Annotated in this window: 22 protein-coding genes; 8 read left to right on the plus strand and 14 right to left on the minus strand. The window is 58.6% G+C overall.

Features of this window, described 5'->3' with window-relative positions; genetic code table 11:
• Positions 1–58 precede the first annotated feature (58 nt).
• The 4 genes from fsa to GOW92_RS13190 all read left to right on the plus strand — a co-directional run bounded on the left by fsa (position 59) and on the right by GOW92_RS13190 (position 3,313).
• Positions 59–712 carry a fructose-6-phosphate aldolase gene (fsa, locus tag GOW92_RS13175; protein ID WP_170561057.1) on the plus strand — a complete coding sequence of 218 codons (654 nt, stop codon included), beginning with the start codon at positions 59–61 and terminating at the stop codon, positions 710–712.
• 194 nt (positions 713–906) lie between these two features.
• Complete coding sequence (locus GOW92_RS13180) at positions 907–1,614, plus strand: DUF484 family protein (protein ID WP_170561058.1); 708 nt, start codon at positions 907–909, stop codon at positions 1,612–1,614.
• The gene (locus GOW92_RS13185) at positions 1,611–2,531 is read left to right on the plus strand and encodes a tyrosine recombinase XerC (protein ID WP_170561059.1); all 921 of its coding nucleotides are present in this window, start codon (positions 1,611–1,613) and stop codon (positions 2,529–2,531) included. The genes GOW92_RS13180 and GOW92_RS13185 overlap by 4 nt, the downstream gene beginning before the upstream one ends.
• Before the next feature lie 86 nt (positions 2,532–2,617).
• Positions 2,618–3,313 (plus strand): CDP-alcohol phosphatidyltransferase family protein, encoded by a 696-nt coding sequence (locus GOW92_RS13190; protein WP_170561060.1) that lies wholly within the window; start codon positions 2,618–2,620, stop codon positions 3,311–3,313.
• A 3-nt stretch (positions 3,314–3,316) separates the two neighbouring features.
• On the opposite strand, the gene GOW92_RS13195 is transcribed toward GOW92_RS13190, so the two are convergent.
• The 8 genes from GOW92_RS13195 to GOW92_RS13230 form a co-directional block, all read right to left on the minus strand.
• Positions 3,317–3,784 carry a hypothetical protein gene (locus GOW92_RS13195; protein WP_170561061.1) on the minus strand — a complete coding sequence of 156 codons (468 nt, stop codon included), beginning with the start codon at positions 3,782–3,784 and terminating at the stop codon, positions 3,317–3,319.
• Between the two features lie 76 nt (positions 3,785–3,860).
• On the minus strand, positions 3,861–4,316 hold the full coding sequence (locus tag GOW92_RS13200) for a methylated-DNA--[protein]-cysteine S-methyltransferase (protein WP_170561062.1): 456 nt from the start codon (positions 4,314–4,316) through the stop codon (positions 3,861–3,863).
• A gap of 81 nt (positions 4,317–4,397) precedes the next feature.
• The gene (ileS, locus tag GOW92_RS13205; protein WP_170561063.1) at positions 4,398–7,310 is read right to left on the minus strand and encodes an isoleucine--tRNA ligase; all 2,913 of its coding nucleotides are present in this window, start codon (positions 7,308–7,310) and stop codon (positions 4,398–4,400) included.
• A gap of 163 nt (positions 7,311–7,473) precedes the next feature.
• Positions 7,474–10,173 (minus strand): DUF2339 domain-containing protein, encoded by a 2,700-nt coding sequence (locus tag GOW92_RS13210; protein ID WP_170561064.1) that lies wholly within the window; start codon positions 10,171–10,173, stop codon positions 7,474–7,476.
• A 207-nt stretch (positions 10,174–10,380) separates the two neighbouring features.
• Entirely contained in the window at positions 10,381–11,091 is a 711-nt protein-coding gene (locus tag GOW92_RS13215) for a VIT1/CCC1 transporter family protein (protein WP_170561065.1), read from the minus strand.
• A 54-nt stretch (positions 11,092–11,145) separates the two neighbouring features.
• Entirely contained in the window at positions 11,146–12,135 is a 990-nt protein-coding gene (locus GOW92_RS13220; RefSeq protein WP_170561066.1) for a YcjF family protein, read from the minus strand.
• Positions 12,128–12,583 (minus strand): GNAT family N-acetyltransferase, encoded by a 456-nt coding sequence (locus GOW92_RS13225; protein WP_170561067.1) that lies wholly within the window; start codon positions 12,581–12,583, stop codon positions 12,128–12,130. Before GOW92_RS13225 ends, GOW92_RS13220 begins: the two co-directional genes overlap by 8 nt.
• On the minus strand, positions 12,580–13,995 hold the full coding sequence (locus GOW92_RS13230) for a YcjX family protein (RefSeq protein WP_170561068.1): 1,416 nt from the start codon (positions 13,993–13,995) through the stop codon (positions 12,580–12,582). Before GOW92_RS13230 ends, GOW92_RS13225 begins: the two co-directional genes overlap by 4 nt.
• Before the next feature lie 107 nt (positions 13,996–14,102).
• On the opposite strand from GOW92_RS13230, the gene truA reads away from it, so the two are divergent.
• On the plus strand, positions 14,103–14,870 hold the full coding sequence (truA, locus tag GOW92_RS13235) for a tRNA pseudouridine(38-40) synthase TruA (protein WP_170561069.1): 768 nt from the start codon (positions 14,103–14,105) through the stop codon (positions 14,868–14,870).
• Here the strand turns inward: truA and GOW92_RS13240 are convergent.
• The 4 genes from GOW92_RS13240 to GOW92_RS13255 all read right to left on the minus strand — a co-directional run bounded on the left by GOW92_RS13240 (position 14,867) and on the right by GOW92_RS13255 (position 18,583).
• On the minus strand, positions 14,867–15,826 hold the full coding sequence (locus tag GOW92_RS13240) for a nickel/cobalt transporter (RefSeq protein ID WP_170561070.1): 960 nt from the start codon (positions 15,824–15,826) through the stop codon (positions 14,867–14,869). The genes truA and GOW92_RS13240 overlap by 4 nt on opposite strands.
• Positions 15,811–16,458 carry a DUF1007 family protein gene (locus GOW92_RS13245; RefSeq protein WP_170561071.1) on the minus strand — a complete coding sequence of 216 codons (648 nt, stop codon included), beginning with the start codon at positions 16,456–16,458 and terminating at the stop codon, positions 15,811–15,813. The genes GOW92_RS13240 and GOW92_RS13245 overlap by 16 nt, the downstream gene beginning before the upstream one ends.
• A gap of 74 nt (positions 16,459–16,532) precedes the next feature.
• Positions 16,533–17,339 (minus strand): thioesterase family protein, encoded by an 807-nt coding sequence (locus GOW92_RS13250; protein WP_170561072.1) that lies wholly within the window; start codon positions 17,337–17,339, stop codon positions 16,533–16,535.
• A gap of 8 nt (positions 17,340–17,347) precedes the next feature.
• Positions 17,348–18,583, minus strand: coding sequence for an acyl-CoA dehydrogenase family protein (locus GOW92_RS13255; RefSeq protein ID WP_170561073.1), 1,236 nt, complete (start codon positions 18,581–18,583; stop codon positions 17,348–17,350).
• A 127-nt stretch (positions 18,584–18,710) separates the two neighbouring features.
• Between GOW92_RS13255 and GOW92_RS13260 the strand changes: the two genes are divergently transcribed.
• Positions 18,711–19,646: a 2-hydroxyacid dehydrogenase gene (locus tag GOW92_RS13260; RefSeq protein ID WP_170561074.1), complete on the plus strand. Its 936-nt coding sequence runs from the start codon at positions 18,711–18,713 to the stop codon at positions 19,644–19,646.
• Between the two features lie 7 nt (positions 19,647–19,653).
• Here GOW92_RS13260 and GOW92_RS13265 read toward each other — a convergent pair whose 3' ends face one another.
• Together GOW92_RS13265 and GOW92_RS13270 are read right to left on the minus strand one after the other, a co-directional pair.
• Positions 19,654–20,010 carry a hypothetical protein gene (locus GOW92_RS13265; RefSeq protein ID WP_170561075.1) on the minus strand — a complete coding sequence of 119 codons (357 nt, stop codon included), beginning with the start codon at positions 20,008–20,010 and terminating at the stop codon, positions 19,654–19,656.
• A gap of 168 nt (positions 20,011–20,178) precedes the next feature.
• Positions 20,179–20,514 (minus strand): hypothetical protein, encoded by a 336-nt coding sequence (locus GOW92_RS13270; RefSeq protein ID WP_170561076.1) that lies wholly within the window; start codon positions 20,512–20,514, stop codon positions 20,179–20,181.
• Positions 20,515–20,606: 92 nt separating this feature from the next.
• Between GOW92_RS13270 and GOW92_RS13275 the strand changes: the two genes are divergently transcribed.
• Positions 20,607–20,930: a hypothetical protein gene (locus GOW92_RS13275; protein WP_170561077.1), complete on the plus strand. Its 324-nt coding sequence runs from the start codon at positions 20,607–20,609 to the stop codon at positions 20,928–20,930.
• A gap of 54 nt (positions 20,931–20,984) precedes the next feature.
• Positions 20,985–21,971 (plus strand): type I glyceraldehyde-3-phosphate dehydrogenase, encoded by a 987-nt coding sequence (locus GOW92_RS13280; RefSeq protein WP_170561078.1) that lies wholly within the window; start codon positions 20,985–20,987, stop codon positions 21,969–21,971.
• Positions 21,972–22,094 lie beyond the last annotated feature (123 nt).

A 22,094-nucleotide genomic window follows, 5' to 3' on the forward strand; every position in this document is an offset into this window, starting at 1 on the left:
GGTCTCTTTGAGGTAAAGCCATCCGCGACCAAGGCCAACCCATCAAAGGACTGCCCGCATGAAATTCTTCGTAGACACAGCCGAGATCGACGCCATCGCCGAACTTAACGATCTGGGCATGGTGGACGGTGTGACCACCAACCCTTCGCTGATCCTGAAATCAGGTCGCGACATTCTGGAAGTAACCAAAGAGATCTGTGATCTGGTCGACGGCCCTGTCTCGGCCGAAGTCGTGGCCACCGAAGCCGAAGATATGATCGCCGAAGGCCGCAAGCTGGCCAAGATTGCACCGAACATTGCTGTTAAAGTGCCACTCACATGGGCCGGTCTGAAAACCTGCAAAACGCTCAGCGACGAAGGCCAGATGGTTAACGTGACGCTCTGCTTCTCGACCAATCAGGCAATTCTGGCCGCAAAAGCGGGCGCTACCTTCATCTCGCCATTTATCGGGCGTCTGGATGACATCAACCTTGATGGTATGGACCTGATCGCAGACATCCGTCAGGTTTATGACAATTACGGGTACGAGACCGAAATCCTGGCGGCTTCAATCCGCACCGTGAACCACGTCACCGACAGCGCCCGCATCGGCGCCGACGTGATCACGGCACCTCCAGCGGTCATCAAGAAACTGGCTGACCACCCGCTGACCGACAAAGGCTTGGAAACCTTCCTGGCCGACTGGGCCAAGACCGGTCAGAAAATCCTCTAAGCATTTGCGCGACCGCGCGGCACCGCCAGGTGCCGCGCCCGGCCCAACTGCCAAGCCTTGATCTTTGATCAAGGTTTCGCAGGCGGGAGCCATTCGCAACAACTGGAATGAAATGCACTGCCAATGCATTTTTTCCAAGGAAACCGCTAAAACTCGTGTTATAAGCCCCTCAACAAAAAAAGACCGAGCGGGACATGAGCAGCAACACCAAACTCAAGGATAACTTGCGCGCCGCGATTCTGGCCGAACCAGACGCCGTGTTGGACGACAAGGACCTGATGCAGGCCCTTGTAACCGCCAACGAGCAGGCGCGCGGTGACAACGTCATCGATTTGCGCGGCATCGCCATGCAGCGGCTCGAGGAACGACTGGACAGGCTGGAAGATACACACCGGTCAGTCATCGCCGCTGCATACGAAAACCTCGCGGGCACAAATCAGGTTCATCGCGCGATCATCCGCATGCTGGAACCGGCCGAATTCGAAGACTTCCTGCGCACGCTCGGCACGGATGTGGCCGAAATCCTGCGTGTTGATCGGGTCAAACTGATTTTGGAATCCACGGCCACGCAGGAAGACCCCGCCATAGACACATTGGGCGGTGTTCTGTCCGTTGTCGAACCCGGTTTCGTAGACAACTACCTGACCTTCGACCGCAGCGGGCCAGCCCGCGACGTGGTGCTACGCGAGATCCTCCACCCGACTCACAGAATTTTCGGAGCCAACGCGGATCACCTGCGGTCAGAGGCCTGCCTGAGATTGGATCTGGGCGATGGCCGCCTTCCGGGCATGATCGTGATGAGCGCGCGGGACCGCAATCACTTCTCGCCGCAATTGGGCACCGACCTTCTTTCATTCTTCGCTGGCGTCTTTGAACGTTCGATGCGCCACTGGCTGTCGTGAGCCTGATCTCACCCGCCTGCCGCGACGCGTTACAACATTGGCTGGACAGCTTGAGCGCGCTGGCGGGGCGATCGGAAAACACGCAGGCCGCCTATCGCGGTGATGTCACCGAGTTTCTGTCATTCATGACGCTGCACCACAATGAACGTCAGGGACTGGCCCCGCTGGCCCGGATCACCGTGTCTGACATGCGCGCATGGATGGCCGATCAGCGCGGTGCAGGAGTTGGCGCGCGCTCACTGGCGCGAAAACTCTCAGCGGTCAAAAGCTTCTACCGCTGGCTGTCCGAGCGTGAAGGCTTTGAACCCACCGCCGTTCTGTCCACACGCGCTCCAAAATTCACCAAGAAACTCCCCCGACCGCTGGCAGAAGACGCCGCTCGAGCGATGATCGACACGGTCGAATTGCAGTCAACCAACGATTGGATCTCGGCCCGCGACGTCGCTGTGGTCACGCTGCTCTATGGGTGTGGCCTACGGATCTCCGAGGCATTGTCCCTGACAGGACGCGACGCTCCATTGCCGGACAGCCTGCGCATTTTGGGAAAGGGTGATAAGGAACGCATCGTTCCTGTTATTCCGGCGGCCCGCACCGCCGTTGAGCGTTACCTGCAGCTCTGCCCTCACCCACAGTCCCGGGACAAGGCTCTGTTTCGCGGTGTACGTGGTGGTGCTCTCAATCCTCGCGCGATTCAGGGTGTGATGGCCAAGGCCCGGATGCAACTTGGCCTGCCGGCAACCGCCACGCCGCACGCATTGCGGCACAGTTTTGCCACCCACCTACTATCGGCCGGCGGCGATCTGCGCGCCATTCAGGAGTTATTGGGCCATGCTTCGCTGTCCACCACTCAGGCCTATACGGCCGTTGACACCGCCCGGCTGATGGAAGTCTACAACCGCGCCCACCCCAAGGCTTAATTCCGATTCACCCGTTGACGTCCGGAATTCAACACTGGCCGGGCTTTTAGTTTGCATCTGCAGCGCGCATCGTCCAAGAGACACAAATGACAATAAAACTCAAAGCCCTTTCCGTACATCTGTTCACCGCGACTGGTGCCGTCTTTGCAATGCTGGCCATGCTCGCGGCCGTCGAAGAAAAATGGAGCTTGATGTATTTATGGCTGGTGATCTCGTTCATCGTCGACGGTATCGACGGTCCGCTTGCGCGCCATTACCACGTCAAAAAGAACGCGCCCGAATTTGACGGCGTTCTGCTGGACCTGATCATCGACTATTTGACCTATGTCTTCATCCCGGCCTTCGCATTGTTCAAATCGGGGCTGATGGATGGTTGGACCGGGTGGTTTGCAATCATCGTGATCACTTTCGGCAGCGCCATGTATTTCGCGGATACGCGGATGAAGACCAAGGACAACTCTTTCTCTGGGTTTCCGGGCTGCTGGAACATGTTCGTCATCGTGATCTTCGCGCTGGAACCCAATTTTTGGGTGATCTTGCTGCTGGTATCGCTGTTGTCGCTGGCAATGTTCTTGCCATTGAAATTCATTCACCCGGTGCGAACGGAACGCTGGCGTAACGTCTCACTGCCGATTGCATTCGCCTGGACGTTTTTCGCTGGGTGGGCAGCATGGGTCGACTTTCACCCAGAAAGCTGGGCGCATTGGGGTCTGGTTATAACCAGCCTCTACCTGGTTTCGGCGGGCATCGCACAGCAGTTGATCCCGCAACGCAACAGCTAGGGGTTACAGGACTTCCTCAACCTCAAACTCGGTCCCGTTGTGAGTGAACACATCGCCTTCTTGTAAACCGGTCATGGCTAGGAAAATCGGGCTCTGGGTTGAAATCCCCATATAGGTCTTGCCGTCCACATCAAACCGCGTGGTCGAAACACAGACGACGAACCGACGATTGTTGAACTTGACCACTGCGCCTGGTTGAACCCGGTCTGTCAGGCTGAAATCCGTGTTTTCGATCACATCAATCTTGGCGTGATGCGCATGAACGGGTGCATCAAATGCCGCCGCCAGATCCGCATTTTCGCGCGAGGCAGCAATATCATCCTTATCGTGGCCTTCGCGGTCATCCAGCTGCGAGTCCTTCAAAAAGGCATCGTAATGTGCCTGCGCGGTTGCCAGTTCCTGTTCTTCCAGCGACATCAAGCGGTCAATGATGGCCTTTTTGCGAGCGGCCGGGTCTGTATGGGCAGTCATGCAATGCGGTCCTTCAAATTCAGTAACTGATATAGGTTGGGCCGCGAACACGTGGATTGCAACTGGTTTTCGCGGATCAGATCAGCAAGCCAGCCGCGCGTTCATGGCGCAGAAGGGCCACTTTGGTCTCAACCCCACCATCGCCAGAGAAACCGCCAAGACCATTGGCGGACAGCACCCGGTGGCAGGGAATGATCACTGGGATCGGGTTCGCGCCGCAGGCCTGCCCCACCGGCTGCGGAGGCTGACCCAGCTCTTTTGCGATGTCTCCATACGTGCGGGTTTCCCCCAACGGAATGGCGTACATTAGGTCACAAACCTGTCTTTGAAATTCTGAGCCGTCAACATGGTAAGGCAGGTCGAACGCATCCAACTGCCCCTGATCGTAAGCGGTCAACTGTGCGGCAGCCTCTTGCAACAGCGGCGTGGCGGGGCCTTCGTTGCGCCCGTTCCAGACAAGGCGGGTGATGGCCCCGTCGGTTTCTTCAACCCCAAGACGGCCAAACTGAGTTTCAACGGCAATCATCGACATGAAAACAGCGTCTCAGATCGACGACCGGCGCGCAAGGTTGGAACGAAAAACCCCCGGCCAATCTGGCCGGGGGTTGGTTGATTATCCCAATGCGTCGTTGCAGCGTCCGCAAACGCCCGGATGGGCGTGCAGCCCGACGTCGGGCAAGATTTTCCAGCAACGCTGGCACTTCTCGCCCTCGGCCTTTTCAAAGACCACCGCGACGCCCTCGATCTCGGGCACGCGGAATGCTTCGGCTGGGGCCGGATCGCCGGTGACGGACAAGCCGGATGTGATGCACATGTCATCCACGTCGAAGGTCGCCAGCAGATCGCGGATCTCTCCATCTTCGACATGAACAATCGGCGCGGCTTCGAGGCTCGAGCCGATGACCTTGTCCTGACGCTGCACCTCAAGCGCAGCCGTGACGGCACGACGGACACGGCGAACCTTGGCCATGTTCGCCTCAAGCTCGGCGTCGCGCCAGTCGGCGGGCGTGTCGGGGAAATCGATCAGATGGACCGAGCTGTCGTCACTCGGGAACCGCTCCAGCCAGACCTCTTCCATGGTGAAGACCAGAACCGGCGCCAGCCAGGTGGTCAGGCGATGGAACAGGATGTCCAACACGGTGCGCGCCGAGCGACGACGCAGGTTGTCGCCGTCGCAGTACAGCGCATCCTTGCGGACGTCGAAATAGAAGGAAGACAGATCGACCGTAGCAAAAGTGAACACAGCGCTGAACACGCCTTGGAAATCGAACGCAGCATAGCCCTTGCGCACCTGTTCATCCAGATCGGCCAGGCGGCTGAGCACCCAGCGTTCCAGACGCGGCATATCCGCAGCGTCCACCCGGTCAGCTTCGGTGAAGTCCGCCAGCGAACCCAGCATGAACCGCATGGTATTACGCAGGCGACGATAGCTGTCGGCGGTACCTTTCAGAATCTCCGGCCCGATCCGCTGATCGGCGGTGTAGTCGGTCTGAGCCACCCAAAGGCGCAGGATATCGGCACCGTACTGTTTGATGACCTCTTCCGGCACGATGGTGTTGCCCAGCGACTTGGACATTTTGTTGCCCTTGGCATCCAGTGTGAAGCCGTGGGTCACCACGTTGCGATACGGCGCACGACCCTTGGTACCGCAAGCCTGCAGCATCGAGGAATGGAACCAACCGCGGTGCTGGTCGGTGCCCTCCATGTAGACATCCGCGATGCCGTCCTCGGTGCCATCTTCGCGGTCGCGCAGAACGAAAGCGTGGGTGGACCCTGAGTCAAACCACACGTCCAGCACGTCGAAGACCTGATCGTAATCGTCGGGGTTGGCGATACCGTCGAGGATCTTCTCTTTGAAGCCATCGGTATACCAGACATCCGCGCCGTCTTTCTCGAACGCCGCCTTGATGCGTGCGTTGAGGTCTTCGTTGCGCAGCAGGTAGTCTGCATCGGTGGGCAGAGCACCCTTTTTGGTGAAGCAGGTCAGCGGCACGCCCCAGGCGCGCTGGCGGGACAGAACCCAGTCCGGGCGCGCTTCGATCATCGAATACAGGCGGTTACGGCCGGTCTGCGGCGTCCATTTCACCAGCTCGTCGATCGAGCGCAGAGCGCGTTCGCGGATGGTGTCGCCCATCTCGCCCATGCCATCGTCCAGCTTGCGGTCAACGGATGCAAACCACTGCGGCGTGTTGCGATAGATGATCGGAGCTTTCGAGCGCCACGAATGCGGATAGCTGTGCTTGATCTTGCCACGCGCCAGCAACCCACCAACCTCGACCAGCTTGTCGATGACAGCTTTGTTCGCGTCACCCTCGCCACCCTTGCGGGACAGGATGTATTTGCCGCCAAAGAACGGCAGATCGGCACGGAACGAGCCGTCATCCATTACGTTATAGGTGATGACCTGCTCGAGCATGCCCAGATCGCGATAAAGCTCGAATTCTTCCATACCATGCGACGGCGCACAGTGAACGAAGCCGGTACCTTCGGTATCGGTCACGAACTCAGCCGCACGGAAGTCACGGATGTCGTCCCATTCGCCATTGCCGCCCTCGGCACCAGCCAGCGGGTGGGTCAGTTGGACACCTTCCAGTTCATCGGTTGTCACATCGCGGACACGAGTCCACTGGTCGTCGTTCAGACGGGCGCGGCCTAGCACGTCGGCGGCCAGATTGTCCGCCAGCAGGAACTTTTCTCCGACACCGGCCCAGCATTCCTCAGGTGCGCCCGTGACTTCGTACAGGCCGTAAGAGATATCCTTACCATACACGACCGCTTTGTTCGACGGCATGGTCCACGGAGTCGTCGTCCAGATCACAACAAAAGCGTCATCAAGATCGCCCGCATTTACGACTTTGAATTTCACCCAGATGGTGAAGCTTTCCTTGTCGTGGTACTCGACCTCAGCCTCGGCCAAAGCGGTTTTCTCGATGGGCGACCACATCACAGGTTTTGAGCCCTGATACAAAGTGCCGTTCATCAGGAACTTCATGAACTCGTCTGCGATCACGGCCTCGGCGTGGTAGTCCATTGTGATGTAGGGGTCCGGCCAGTTGCCGGTGATGCCCAGACGCTTGAACTCGTCGCGCTGGATGTCGATCCAGCCTTCGGCGAACTTGCGGCATTCCTGACGGAAATCGACGATGTTCACCTCATCCTTGTTCTTGCCCTTCTTGCGGTACTGTTCCTCGATCTTCCATTCGATTGGCAGGCCGTGGCAGTCCCAGCCAGGCACATAGCGCGCATCATGACCCATCATCTGATGGGATCGTACGATCATGTCCTTGATCGTCTTGTTCAGCGCGTGCCCGATGTGCAGGTGACCGTTGGCGTAAGGGGGGCCATCGTGCAGCGTGAAGGGCGTGCGGTTCTCTTTTTCACGCAGGCGGTCATAGACACCGATTTTCTCCCAGCGTTCCAACCATGCGGGCTCGCGTTTGGGCAGGCCAGCGCGCATGGGAAAGTCGGTTTTGGGCAGGTTCAGCGTGTCTTTGTAGTCAGGTGTTTGGGTCGTGTCGGCGCACATTGGGGGCGTCCTCAGGATGATCTTGTCGTGTTTGGATCGAAGCGGTCAGTGCGAATTCTCAAGCACCTTTGCCCGGCGTCTCGCGATATCAGAGCGCCGGGGATATAATTCGAATAATGATGGCCATACGGTCATACATGCCGGGCTTATAGGACGCCCGCGCCTAATGGTCCAGTGGTTCCGGGTCCTGCGGCGAATGGCGCAGTTTGGCCCAACGGTTCAGCCATGCCAGGCCAGCCAAAGCAAGGCCCAGCGCCAGCAAAGAGAACACACGGATCAGCCCACCCAAACCAGCGATATCAACCAGGAAAACCTTGGCCACGGCAAACCCGATGACAACCAATCCCGCCTTGCGCATCATGTCCGACCGGCGGGCGAGTGACTGATAGAATAGCCCCGCACCAACAAGCAGCAGAGCCATGGTGTATGTATAAAGCTCGGGCTGGGTCACGCCATTGCCTTCATACATACCGCTGGCCCCCTGCCAGACATGGCGAATGGTCAAGCCCAGCCAGACTGCCCCCAATGCTATCGCCAGCCCAAAGCACGCCTGCTTCAAGCGCGGATGCAGTGCGGGCAGCCAAGATGCCGACAACGCCAAAACAATTGCGGGCAACAGGTAGGCAACCGCGAGTGTATTCAACAACGCCCCCCCAAGCACCGGGTCGGCTTGCGGATTAAGCAAAGGACTCGCCTCAGTCAGCGCTTGCGCCAGGCGAACAACACCATGTGCCGCAAAAAACAACGCCAGCCCGTATCGCGCATAGTTAAGTTTCCCGCCCAATTCGAACCGCCGCACCTGCGCGCAGGCCAGCAACAGCCAGATCAGGGACATCAGCCCCAGACCCCAGTGGCTGTCGTGGGCACCGCCATCCCCAAAACCTTCGAGCCAGCGCAGCAATAGCAAGGACAGCAAAATGCCAGCCGTCGCCCAAGCCGCGCTTTCCAGAAGCAGGGCGACGACCGGTCGGTTCAACGGTCGCAGGATGGCCCATGCCCCGAGAAATCCTATGGTCGCTGTAGCATAGACAAGCGTCATTTCCGCGACCGGCGCGGCGTCTGCCCAATCCAGACCAGGGTTTAGCACAAGTCGGAGCGTTACGGTAAACACACCGGCCCAGATGAACCACCCCATCGGTGGCAAATCAAAGCGCCGATCCAACACAGCCGCGGTCACGATCAGGGCGACAAATGCAATGGTCAAGGCGGCTGAGCTGAGGACAATTACACAAGCAAAGGTCAGGCAGGACAAAGCCGACAAGGTCACCAATGCCGCCCGCAGCCGATTTTCGCCATCGACCTGCGCAAAGCGTGCGGCCAGAATGACCATCATCACCGCCAACGCAACCGCATGCAGGGCCCAAGGGTATGCCCCGATTACCTCTGCAGGATGCCATCCAAGCTCTAGCGCGATAGCCAACCCTGGCGCAAAAACCGCAGCGCCACCGGCCCAAATTGCCGGGTACTCGGTTGCGCGGAAAGATCGCCAAGCTGCAAGGACCGAGATCAACGCGCCCAAAGCCACTAGCAGAGTTACTGCCCATGGGGCATCCGCCTCAGCGGTTTCGGCGTAGGTTTCGGCGAAACGGCGCGCGACAACGCCATAGTCCCAACCGTGGATCAGAACGAACCACATCAGCCCGACAGCAGGCAGTACGGTCAGATCCTGCAACGCCCGCGCGTTGCTGGCCCAAGTCAGCAATGCCAGCGTGAGACCTGCCAACAGCATGGCGCCCAGCCAAAATTCGGCGGCCGTGTCAGGCCAGTGTATTGCCAGGATCACTGAGGTGACCGTCACCGCGCCAAAGGCAAGGCGCGTGGGAAACTCGGGCCACTGCAGGCCTTTTTTAGTCGCAATGATCTCACTGATCATCGGTCCCTCGTGATCAGGCCAGATGCGCCTAACGGGGATAACAATTGCGATGATCGCCAATGCCGTCACACCAACCAGATACCCCGGTTCGGTCACAGGAGCGGAAAGCACAAGCAGTAGGCACGCAACATATGCCCCTACTAGCGTCAGGATGGATATCCATGCCCAACGCCGCACGGTGTCTATACCCAACCCAAGGACTGTGATCACAAAGAAGTACCCGTACAACCAGCCGGGATCCGATGAAGTACCGCCTACCACGAAAGGTGCGGCAAACGCGCCGATCAGACCGACCGCAGCCAACAGGGGACCGTGGAACCAGCCCAGAATTAGCCCTACAAGCGCAACGACCACCATTGCGATTAGTGCCGCTTCGGGGCCAATCAGTTCGTATAACTGCCTAGCCGCCAACAACCCACCGAAGAGCGTCACCAGCCCTGCCCCGGAAAAGACCGATGGCAGGTAAGCCGTGGCCGATGACTCGTCGTCACCAAACCTCCGGCGGATCACCTCCCCCGCACCGATCAACGCGACGCCGAATATCAAAGCGGCAACGACGCGCATCGATGGCGACAACAGCCCGCTTTCAACTCCGTATTGAACCAGGAATATGCCAGCCAAAGCCAATGACAGCGCCGAAACCGCGTAGAACCAGTTCTCGCGCAACCAAGCGCTCAATATTGCAATACGGTCACTTCCGGCCGACACCGGTGCCGGTATCTTCTGCGGCTTCGGTGCGGTGCCCTCCACCTCCGTTTTGACTTCTGGTTCCTTTGCTTTGACTGCGGGCCAGGGAGAGCCCTTTTTTTCATCCGATTGCGGCGCTTCCGCTGTTGCTTCCTGCTCTGGCAGGTTGCCATCAAATGCGCGGATCTGCTGTTCAAGCTGCTCGACTCTGCGGCGCAGGCGGACGTGTGACACCAACAGGACAAGAATTGCCACCGGGATGGCCAGTACGATCAATCCAACGAGAACGAGCAGGGATTCCAAGTGAAGCCTCCGGGCGAGTGTGCCGACAACCTAGCCGGGTGTCGGTCTGCGCAACAGTCCGAAAAATCAAATTTTTTTGCGGGTATCGTCGTTCATCGTGAACCTATCCCAGGCAAGAAACGGTCTATCGATTATCAGCCTGACGATGTTCAGCGCTGCCGCGGAAGGGCAACAGACTCATCATGTGCCCAGCGACGGTTCTGGTCGCTAGGGATGGAATAACGAGCCCACGAAATATGCCATCAGAGCTGCCGCACCACCGATCACAAATGTCTCAAGACCTGACCGCCACCACGGGGCCAGCGACCAACGGCTTTTTAGGGCGCCAATGACGAAAAAGACCCCCATGGTCATGACAGCCGACAACTGAAAGGCCTGGTCCAGCGACAGCAGAAACGGCAACAGTGGAACCATACCTGCCACAAGAAACGCTAAAAACGTCGCCATCGCTGCCTTGAACGGATTCGGATCGACGCTGCCCAATCCGTATTCCCCCTCAATCATCAGATTGATCCAGTTGTCGCGGTTGGCCGTGATGGCGTCTGTCGCCTCATCCAGCACGCGACCGGACAGCCCCTTTTGAAAAAGGATCGCCCGCACTTCATCCCGTTCGCCTTTGGGGTACAGCCTGATGTGGCGTTCTTCGATGGACCGGATGCGGCGGATATTATCCAACTCGGCCTTAGTGCCCGAGTAGTTTCCCGCCGCCATGGAAAATCCGTCCGCCAATACATTGGCCAGCCCCAGCGCGACGATAATGAAGGGTGACAGCCCCGCCCCGGCCACGCCCGCCACAATTGCAAAGGTGGTTACGGACCCATCGATCCCACCATAGACCACGTCCCTCAAAACACCGCGCCCCGGAGGCGCGTTGATGCGTTCGGCAATCTCTTGCTGGCTGTGTCCGTGATCGGTCATGGCTGGCTCTGACACACTTATGCACAGCAGCCAACCACTGGACCTTGTTTCAGGTCAAGTTTTGGAAAACAAACCTGCCAATGCACGTTTGATTATGCTGCGCGTCGACGGCTGGTGCCGATCCGAGAACGGCAGAGGACGACATACTTCCATCGCGGCGACCCCGACCCGTGCGCTCAGCGCGCCGTTGACCAACCCTTCGCCGAACCGGCGCGACAGTTTACTGAGAACAGATCCGCCAAGAACTGGCTCCAGCAGGTCGTCGCCAACAGCCACAGCGCCGGTGGCCACAAGGTGCACGAAAACAGCCCGTGTCAAACGCCAACTGCCCAGAAACCCTGCGCGTCCGCCGTAGATTTCGGCAATGCGCCGGATCATCCGCAACGAAGCGGCCAACGCAGTTGCCACATCCGCAAGTGCCAACGGCACCAGTGCGGTTACAGTAGCAACCTGCCGCGCGGCGGCCTCAACCTCACGGCTGGCAGCGGCGTCCAGTGGGGCCAGCAACTCATCCTCGGCCAGAGTCAGCAGCCCAGATGCGTCGAATTGCTCGTCGATCCGTTCGGACAGCCTGTCGCGACCCCAACGGGTTTCCTCGCGCCCTTTGTAGAACGAGATCAATCGGTTCGTGACCGCGCGTGCCTGTGCCAGATCTTCCTCAGCCAAGGCCGTATCCGCGGCGTGGCGCATTCCGTCTACGCGGGACAATCGCCCGATTGCGGCCAGTTCGCGCACAGCGATGATCAAGGCAACCAACACCAGGGCTGCAAACAAACCCGTTATTACCCACCCCAGAATGGGCGCGCGTAGAATTAATGAATTCACAAAGTCCCAAGCCGCCACCGACACCACGGCCCCAAGCGCGGCAAGCGCCAAACCCCAGAACCAACGCGACAGGGCTGAAGGTTTGCGCGCCGCCAAGCGTGCCGCGCCCTGCATCGCCTGACCCTGAGGCTGCGCGATATCCGGTACCGGAGGCGCTTGCGACACGTCGGCCGCGGGTTCATCAGCGTCCAGATCAATCAGAACCGGGCCCTTAGCCATTGGCTGCTCCTTCACTGTTCCAGACATACTTGATGTCCGGGAGGTTCTCATCATTGTCAGCGCCATCGCTGCGTGCGACCTCAACAAAGCCGTTGCGCTCATAAAACCGACGGGCGGAATGGTTTGCCTGAAAAGCGAACAGAGACAATTCGGACTGGCTGGACTTGGCATATTCAAGCAATTGCCGACCAGTCCCCCGCCCACGCGCGTCGGGAGACAGATAAAGCGAGTGAATTTCGGTGCCATTGAGCGCCAAGAACCCAATCACCCCGTTTTCGGTTTCGGCCACAGTCATCCATTCCAGATCAATCATTCGGCCGCAAAATGCGATGGTTTCCGCCCGCGAATGAAGTTCCGGCATCCATTCGTTTTCACGGGCGAAACCGTGCAAAATCTCTCCAGCTACACCGGCATCTGTGCTTCGGGCAGGACGCAGGACGACGGTCATAGCCGGTCTCCGATCAGGAACTGGGCGGCCCGGTCCAACCGAATATGAGGTGGGCCATCACCGGGCCGCAAAGTCAGGTGCGCTGGCGCAAAGGCCATGAACTCGTAATCCTCACCCAGCCAGCCGTCGGACCCGTTACGCGCCGGACCGAGCAGATGCGACGGGTCTTCGGGCAGGTCTCCGGGATAGAAAGCCGCCTGTTTGCCGCTGTCCAGCAACGTTCCCCGCACGCATGGCAGTTCGGCCCCATTATGAGTGCGAATTTCTTCGGTCGTTGCTCTTAATGAGGCCAAGGAAAGGGCTGCGGTCTCTGCGCCGGCGAAACTGGCGCGGTCACGCGCCTCGCGGGTCAGGGCCTCCATGATGTTGGTCAGGCGATGATGTTGCAGATGATGCAGATGGTCCGCCTTGGTGGCTGCAAACAAGATACGCTCGACCCGCTTACCTAGCAGCAACTGGCTGAGCCACGCATTTCGCCCCGGCCGGAACGCCGACAGGATATCGGCCATCGCGCGGCGCATGTCCTCAACCGCCTGCGGACCGTTGTGGATTGCGCCCAGCGCATCTACGAGAACCACCTGCCGGTCGATCCGGGCGAAATGGTCACGGAAGAAAGGCTTTACGACCTTGGACTTGTACGCTTCGTACCGGCGGGCCATCTCGCGATGCAGGCTGCGTCGTGGACCGTGACCTTCTACCGGCAAGGGCGCGAATGTCAGCACCGGGGACCCGGCCAAATCGCCCGGCAGCAGGAACCGCCCGGGCGTGCAGTCATAGAACCCGGCGTCGCGCGCAGCGTTCAGGTATGAAGCGAATTCTTGGGCCAATGATTGTGCATTGGGTTCATCATGACTTTCGGATGGATCAATGGCCTTTGCCAGCGACAGAAAGGTCGTAGCCTCTGTTCGATTGGCGATGCGCTCGAGCGTTTCCTGCGACCAGTCCTCGTAGGTTTTGTCCAGCAACGCCAGATCCAGCAGCCATTCGCCCGGATAGTCCACGATATCCAGATGTATGGTTCGCGGCCCCTGCAGGCCCGACAAAAGTCCGGCGGGACGGGCTTTGAACGACAGGCGCAGTTCGGACACGGCGCGCGTACTGTCCGGCCAGTGCGGCTGTGGTCCGGTCAATGCTGCAAGGTGGTTTTCATAGTCGAAACGCGGCACCGTGTCGTCCGGCTGCGGCTGCAGGTAGGCTGCGTTGATCCGCCCTTCCTGCTGCGCCACGAGGCCGGGCATCCGCCCACGATCCAGCAGGTTCGCGACCAGCGATGTTATGAAAACCGTTTTCCCCGAACGGGCCAACCCGGTGACGCCCAGTCGGATCACCGGCTCAAACAATGCCTCAGACACGCGGTCGCCCACGGATTCGACACCGCGCGCCAAACTGTCTGCCAAAGATGAGATGACCAATCTGTCGCCCCGCTTTTATCGTTTCCCCCAAGATAGGTAGCGGCTGTCGGACATACCAGCGCTTTCCCGCTCTTGCCCGTTGCGACGCAGCGCGTTACCAGCAGCGCATGCCTAGATACGCACTGAAAGTCGAATACCAAGGGGAACCGTTCGCCGGGTGGCAGCGGCAAAAAGATCAGCCGTCTGTCCAGGGGGCAATCGAACAGGCTCTGTCGCTCATCCAGCCTGGCGATCACACCATTGCCGCCGCTGGTCGCACGGATGCAGGCGTGCATGCGCTGGGACAGGTTGCGCATTGTGATCTGACCAAGGAATGGGACCCTTTTCGACTGTCCGAGGCGCTGAACTATCACCTTAAACCGCAACCCGTGGCCATCGTTAAAGCCGCACGTGTGGATGACGACTGGCACGCGCGTTTTTCAGCGCTCGAACGGCAATACATGTTTCGCATCCTGATGCGCCGCGCCCCAGCAACGCATGACGCTGGTCAGGTCTGGCAGATCAACCATCAGCTGGACGTCGACGCGATGCAGGCAGGCGCGGACATGCTGATCGGACAGCATGATTTTACCACGTTCCGTTCTTCGATTTGTCAGGCTGCAAGCCCTGTCAAAACCCTGGATGAGCTGAGCGTCGAGAAAATTGACGGTTTTTCAGGGCCAGAGATACATTTTCACGTTCGCGCCCGGTCCTTCCTGCACAATCAGGTGCGCAGTTTTGTCGGAACTCTGGAACGTGTCGGTGCCGGCACATGGACGCCCGAGGATGTGCGGGATGCGTTGGAAGCCACCGACCGTGCGGCCTGCGGGCCGGTTTGCCCGCCGCAAGGTTTGTATCTGGCGCGGGTCGGATATCCGGAACCGGTCTTCGATTAAATCGCGCGCAGAAGCAGACCACATGCAATCACAGCGATCAGCAGGCCTGCCACAAGCTCAATAGTCGGAGCCAGAACCGAGGCAAATCGCGTGGCCGAAGCCGAGGCCAGAAGCCCTCCGCGCAGTCCGAACGACGTCCAACCGACCAGAGTTGTGACGGTCGCCGTGCCCAGCGCCATTGCGAAAGCGCCGGCAATACCGACCATCGCGATACCCATCTGCCACGTCAGGATTAGAACAAAGAGAGCTCCGGTACAGGGGCGCGCGGCAATTCCTGCGATCAGCACCACCGCTTCGCGCAGGCTACCGACTTGGGCTACTTCGTCGGCAGTAGGACCATGGCGATGCCCACAATCAGAACAGACACCATGGTCATGGTCGTGATGTTCGTGACCGCCATCGTGCGAGTGGTCATGGTCGTGCGAGTGGTCATGGCCATGATGATGCACGTTTTCGCTGCGATGGCGCCGCGCAAAACTGCGAATGGACCGAAAAATCAACCACAAACCGATCGCAGCAATGGCGCCATAGCTGATCGGGGCCATAACCTTTTCAGTCGTGTCGACAAGACTTGCCCGGGACATCTGGAACACCAGTACCCCGGCATATACCAGAACCACTGCCGTTACCGCCTGCCCCAGGCTGGACAACAAGCTGATCGCGGACAGGCGCAGAAAGGCCACGTTGCGACCCAACCCATAGCCGCCGATCAGTACTTTGCCGTGGCCGGGACCGATGGCGTGAAAAAAGCCATAAGCAAAACAGACGGTCAGCAGCGTTGCAACGGCCTCGGGTTGTTCCGCACGCGCGGCGCGCAAAGCGCGGGCGATCTGGTTCTGGAATTCGCGCTGCTCACCAGCGGCCCAAGCGGCCAAATGGTCAAAACCACCGCTGCCCCAAAACCACAGCAACAGGCCAACGGCGATGGCTACTGGAACAATCAGGTACTTGGACATGAAAGACGGATCTCGGTCGCAAAGCTTTCCCCGACCAGGGGGATATCGTTTTCTTCAAGGTCATAGTCGGCGTCCAATGTCTGTAGGAACGCCTGCATCTGCGCCAGCTGCCCGTCAATATCGGCGTCAATCCGGCTGATCTGGCAAGAGGCGGACCCAGACACTGTAACCGGGCGGGTCACTTCGTAAGCTGTGTAGTAGGTTTCATCATAGGCCTTTGCGACGACCGCAGTTGCAGGCACCCCTTCCCCTTCCACTGCGCGCAGGTGAGATGTCACGATACGACCATCCTCGGTGGTGGCTTTAGCCTCCATCGGTCCCGACAAGATGACCGGCGCGCCATCGGCGAACACCACAAGATCGCCGTTATATCCTTCGACCCATTGGGCATCAAAGCCCGACAGAAACTGTTCTTCACTTTCGGTCAGAATGCCGTCGGAATCCTGATCCAGTTTCATGTCTTCCAACTGAAACAATGAGAAAAGTTCATCATACGCCCAAGTCACCCTAACATGGGTTAGCTGGCCGCTGTCGTCCACAATGAACTCCAGCCCGGTGTCGATAAAGACATGCGGGTGGGCCAATGCCGGAACCGGCAGGCAACAGGATAAAAGGGTTACGATCCATCGCATAAGCGAAAGATAGGGTTTTGGTCCGGCCCCGACAACGTGTTTTGACCCGCCCACGCGTAAACCCGCTAAACTGGTTACTTCGGCGGGAACAAAACCAGCGTCTGAAGGGCTGTTCCGACCGGGCCTTCAGTGTCGAACAGAACCGATTGTGACATTCCTACTCCCGACGATTGCCAATGGCATAAGGACTGTGAGGCCAACCAGTCCGACGTGGGTTCGCGGTGAATCTGCACTGTCAGGTCCGTGTTCATGAACCCCATCTCAGACGTCGGCGCGTTCCACGAGATCCCGTTCCCACAATCCGCCAGTGGGCATAGCGCCTGAATCGGCGACTGCGCTTCGCCCTCCAACAGCGTCGGGGTGCGCATCCAGACCGTCTTTGGACCGGCGTTCTGGTTACCATCCTTGGGGTAGAGAATGTCCGAATGGTTTGCGAATCCCGGCAAGTCGTGAAGGGTTTCGCCAATCGGGAACGGGCCAGTCACTGCGTCGTCAAGTTTGGGCGGCGGCAACGTGATATTCGGAACCGGCCCCAAATCACGCCGTACCATGTGCATTGTGGTAGCCGAGGCGCACAGCGTGTCATCCAGATCGTGTACCGTGACACGTGTGGTCGCCAACGTCTTGGTATGGCGCGTGGTTTCCGCCGCCACACGCAAACCTGCCAACGGTAGTGGGCGCAGCAGATCCACCGTCAACCGGGTCAGCATTTTTTCCGGCCCGACCTCTGTTTCAGCCGCGCGGACGATCAGCCCCGCGACCGGACCGGCATGGCAATGATCAGCAGACCAAGGCCCACGTGCGGGATCATTGCCGATAAAAGCACCGTCAGCCCGAATATGGAAATAGGCGTGTTCCTTCAGGTCCGGTTTCAACACCATCTAAAACCTCAGACTTTTTCCTGTGTGTACTTCGTCAACTCGGCTCGTGCCACCTGACGACGGTGCACTGCATCAGGCCCGTCCGCCAAACGCAAAGTACGCACATGCGTCCATGCCGTAGCCAACGGGGTGTCCTGGCTAACCCCTTGTCCACCGAACATCTGAACAGCCTCATCAATGACCTTTAGCGCCACGCGTGGAGCGATGACCTTGATCTGACTGATCCACGGGGCCGCAGCTCGGGCGTCGCCCTGATCCATGTACCACGCCGCCTTCAGGCACAGCAGACGGGCCATTTCGATCTCCATCCGGCATTCGGCAATGATATCGTAGTTGGCTCCAAGCTGCGCCAGTTTCTTACCAAACGCCTCGCGTTGCAGCGAGCGTTTGCACATCTGCTCCAGCGCTGATTCAGCCTGACCAATTGCGCGCATGCAGTGGTGGATTCGGCCCGGTCCAAGGCGACCTTGTGCAATCTCGAACCCGCGGCCTTCGCCCAGCAGGATATTCTCGGTCGGCACCCGCACGTTAGAAAAGCGAATGTGCATGTGACCATGCGGGGCATCATCGTGGCCGTAAACCTGCATCGGGCGCAGAATCTCAATCCCCGGCGCGTCGGCAGGCACAACAATCATCGACTGCCGTTTGTGCTTGGGTTGCTCGTCACCTGCCGTCTTGACCATCACAATATAGACCTTGCAGCGCGGATCGCCCGCCCCCGATGACCACCATTTTTCACCGTTCAGTACGTATTCGTCCCCATCCCGCACACAGGACATCGATACATTCGTGGCATCAGATGAGGCCACATCCGGTTCGGTCATCAGATAGGCCGACCGGATTTCGCCATTGAGCAGAGGTTTCAACCACTGCTCCTTCATCATTTCCGATCCGTAACGCTCGAACACTTCCATGTTGCCGGTGTCAGGGGCGGAACAGTTGAACACCTCAGCCCCAAGGGGGGTCTTTCCCATCTCTTCGGCGAAATACGCGTATTCAACGGTGCTGAGGCCAAAGCCTTTGTCGCTGTCGGTCAGCCAGAAATTCCACAACCCTGCGGCCCTGGCTTTTGCTTTCAACCCTTCGAGGATTTCCGCCTGTCGTTCGGTGTATGCCCAACGATCACCCTTATCGATTTCGGCCTGATACTCTTCTTCCAGCGGCATGATCTCATCCCGGACCATATCAGCCACACGTTGCAGCAGCGCGCGGTTTTCTTCGCGCAGGCCGAATGACATGTTCATGAGCTTTCCTCCTCAGACCCAAAGAGCGGGCTTTACCTTTGATCAGAGAATGACTTAGCTGCCGACAGAATGTCTAGCTGTGTGACGGAACGTCAATTCAATCAAAATGAAACTGGGGGAATGAGTTATGGCGCTGTTGATCGAAACCGGGCTGTCTGATTGGATAAGCGATGATGAGATCGCCAAAACGATCCGGGAAATGCAACCCGGCGCGGATGTGCGCACCCCGGAAACGATTGGGGACGCAAGCGAAATCACAATGGTCGCGGTTGTCGGTCTGGACAATGACCACCCTAAACGATTGCCGAACCTTCAGCTGGTTCAGAAACTGGGCGCAGGGGTCGAAACGATCGTCGGCAACCCGAACCTGCCCGATCACGTTCGTATCGCGCGACTTAAACCCGACGCACCGGCGCAGGGCATTGCCGAGTGGTTCGTCGCCTTCATCCTTCATCATCAACGGAATATGCCCTTTCACGAAGCCGCTCAGCGCAAAGCGGAATGGTTGCCCAAAGCACCCATTTTCACGCCTGACACCGTCGTGGGTGTTCTGGGCCTGGGCCATATTGGTGCCCGCAGCGCCACGATGCTGCGCGCCATCGGTTTTCAGGTCATGGGGTGGAGCCGCTCGCCAAAAGAGATCGATGGTGTCACTTGTCTGCATGGCGAGGATTCGCTGCCGACACTGCTAGGCCAATGCGACCATGTCTGTGCAATTCTGCCATCCACACCTCAAACCATCGGGCTGTTTGACGCACAAATGCTGGCAGCCATGAAACCTGGCAGTCAGTTGCTGAACGCCGGGCGTGGCGATCTGATCAATGAAAGCGCTCTGGTCGACGCACTGGATCGCGGCGCACCCGGCCACGCTGTTCTGGATGTGACAAGCAAAGAGCCTTTGCCCTCAGACAGCCCGTTGTGGTCCCATCCTGGGGTAACGATCACCCCACATGTCTCGGGCTGGCATTTGGGCGAAGCGCTGGCTGACGTGGCCGAGAACTTCCAGCGCCTGACCGCCGGAACGCCCTTACTGCATGAAGTCGACCGCACGCGCGGTTACTAGACCTAAATCAAGGAGTCAGAATCCAGTTCCCGCTGGCATCCCGGCAGTTGCGGGTTCTGACTTCACGCGATTGATCCGCACCTGCGGGAACTATGAAATGTTGAAGATGCACGCAATTGTCCCGGACCTCGCGCACCCGGACAGTGCCCTTTGACCCCGTGTCACTATTAGACCACGTGCGCTCAGTTCCGACCTGCGGTGTTCCATCTGCCAACATCGCATTGGTCGTGTCGTTAACGACGCTATAATCCTCGGGGCTCAACCCCATCTCCGCGATAATCCTCGAAAGTGGCTTAGCTTGAGCCAGGGAAACTGCGCCTATAAAAATGGCCGTTGCAAACAGGGGTGAAATCCAGGCTTTCATGATCTTCTTGCCTTGCTGAAATTAGTTTGTCCGCAAGACTATACCGCGGGGCAGCGAGGGCCAAGCCCTGCTGGCCGACATTCCAACAATCCGAAGCCCACCAAATTCCACAGGGTTCACAAAAGGCCTATGAGCCCACTTTCGTCTTGTCCGCACCTGACCCGAAAATCATCGATGATCTGATGTATCGCCTGTCGAGATGCCCGAAACCAAGGGGCGCGGGTTCACCGGATCGTGTACCATGACCTGCATACCGACATCATCAATTTCGCACCCGGCGCGGTTCCATTTTCCGAAACTCATGTCGTGAAACGCAGGCTGTATGTAGTTGAAGGCAAGGCAGTCTTTCGGCTGAAACCGGATTGAGTCGATGTATATGCCATCAATTACATCTAGTTGTGCGTTTCCTGCCCTCAACTCTGCCGTGTGTGCGGGTCGGGGCGTTTTCGCCATCCGCTTTACGAGATTGGGAACCGGGACATGCCGTTGACGTTGCTCAAACACTAGGCTTTTAAACGCTTTTTTTCGGTCAGGGGTTCACAGAAGCCTGTGAATCTGGTGAAATAACAGCGGTTTTTAGCACTGGAGATTGTTCAATGGTACTGCGCGTAACGATGCTGGCACTGGCAGCTGCAATTGGTTTGACGGCATTTGATGCAACGCCTGTCGCCGCAAAGGAAGAAACTAAGCAGGTTTTCGTCATGAGCCGCACATGGGCGGTGACACAGGTCTCGGACGCGCCGGTTACGTACCGTGCGACGCGCGACAACAACAACCTGAACCCCTTTGGCCCGCCGCCGCGCCTGCGCACCATTCAGGCCATCGCCGCCATTCAGCAGGCAACCGGCTGCAGACCGATCGTGGCCAGCATGTATCAGAACATCTCGGGCCAGTTCTTTTCGCAGGTCAGCTGCAACTGACCATAGGTCACAACGGCCATTGAGCTATTGGCAGCACGCTGCCATAGCTTGCGCATGAAACTTGCAATCAACGGATTCGGCCGTATTGGCCGCACCATTCTGCGGCAGCTGCTGGCTTTGCCGCAGGATACCGATATTGAATTGGTTTTGATCAACGACATCGCCCCGCTTGAGACCTGCGCATATCTGTTCAAATACGACAGCACGTTTGGCCCCTATGCCGGAACGGTAGAACAGGGTGATGCGGCACTCATAGTTGATGGGCGTAAGTTCCCCATGACTCACAGCCCCAATCTGGCGCATGTCGATCTGTCCGGCGTTGACGTTCTGATGGATTGTACTGGCGTTGCACGAACCTCGGATGTGGCCAGTCAGGGCCTGACTGCCGGGGCCAGCAAGGTGCTGATCTCAGGCCCTTCGCCCGCGACTGAAATCACTGTCGTATTGGGCGCCAATGAAGACCAGCTGGGTAATGCGCGGATCGTATCGAACGCGTCGTGCACCACCAATGGACTTGCGCCCTTGGTCAAGGTGCTGGACCAGATCGGCGGGATCGCATCGGCCCACATGACCACGATCCACTGCTATACGAACAGCCAGCCCATGGTCGACGCGCCACGCGGCGATCTGGCGCGTTCGCGCGCAGGCGCACTGTCGATGGTGCCCACTACGTCAAGCGCCACACACCTGATCGACGACGTCATGCCGCATCTCGCGGGCCGCATCTCAGGCGCTGCTGTTCGGGTTCCGACAGCCAGCGTATCCGCCGTTGATCTGGTCGTGACCCTGAACCGTGGAATGTCTGCAGAGTTGTTCGAAACCGAATTTCGCGCGGCCGTTCAGGCATCGCTCGTTTTGGGATGGACCGATTTCCCTCTGGTCTCGTCAGACCTACGTACACGCCCTGAGTCACTGGTTATCGCCGGACCCGAGACCCGGATGGTCGGAGAGCATCAGGTCCGCGTCTTTGGATGGTATGACAATGAATGGGGGTTTTCAGCGCGTATGCTGGATGTTGCCCACCTTATGACATACCGCTGAACTTGCGGTGCCGCAGCGGGCGGGCTTGCCCGCACGCTGCCGGGCCCAACTGGGCCCAAGCATCCCTGATGCGCAGGGGCCAGGCGGGAGAACCCAAATTTTCTACGATCTCCGACGAAGTAT

The sequence above is a fragment of the Ruegeria atlantica genome (assembly GCF_013032505.1).
Taxonomy (GTDB): domain Bacteria; phylum Pseudomonadota; class Alphaproteobacteria; order Rhodobacterales; family Rhodobacteraceae; genus Ruegeria; species Ruegeria atlantica_F.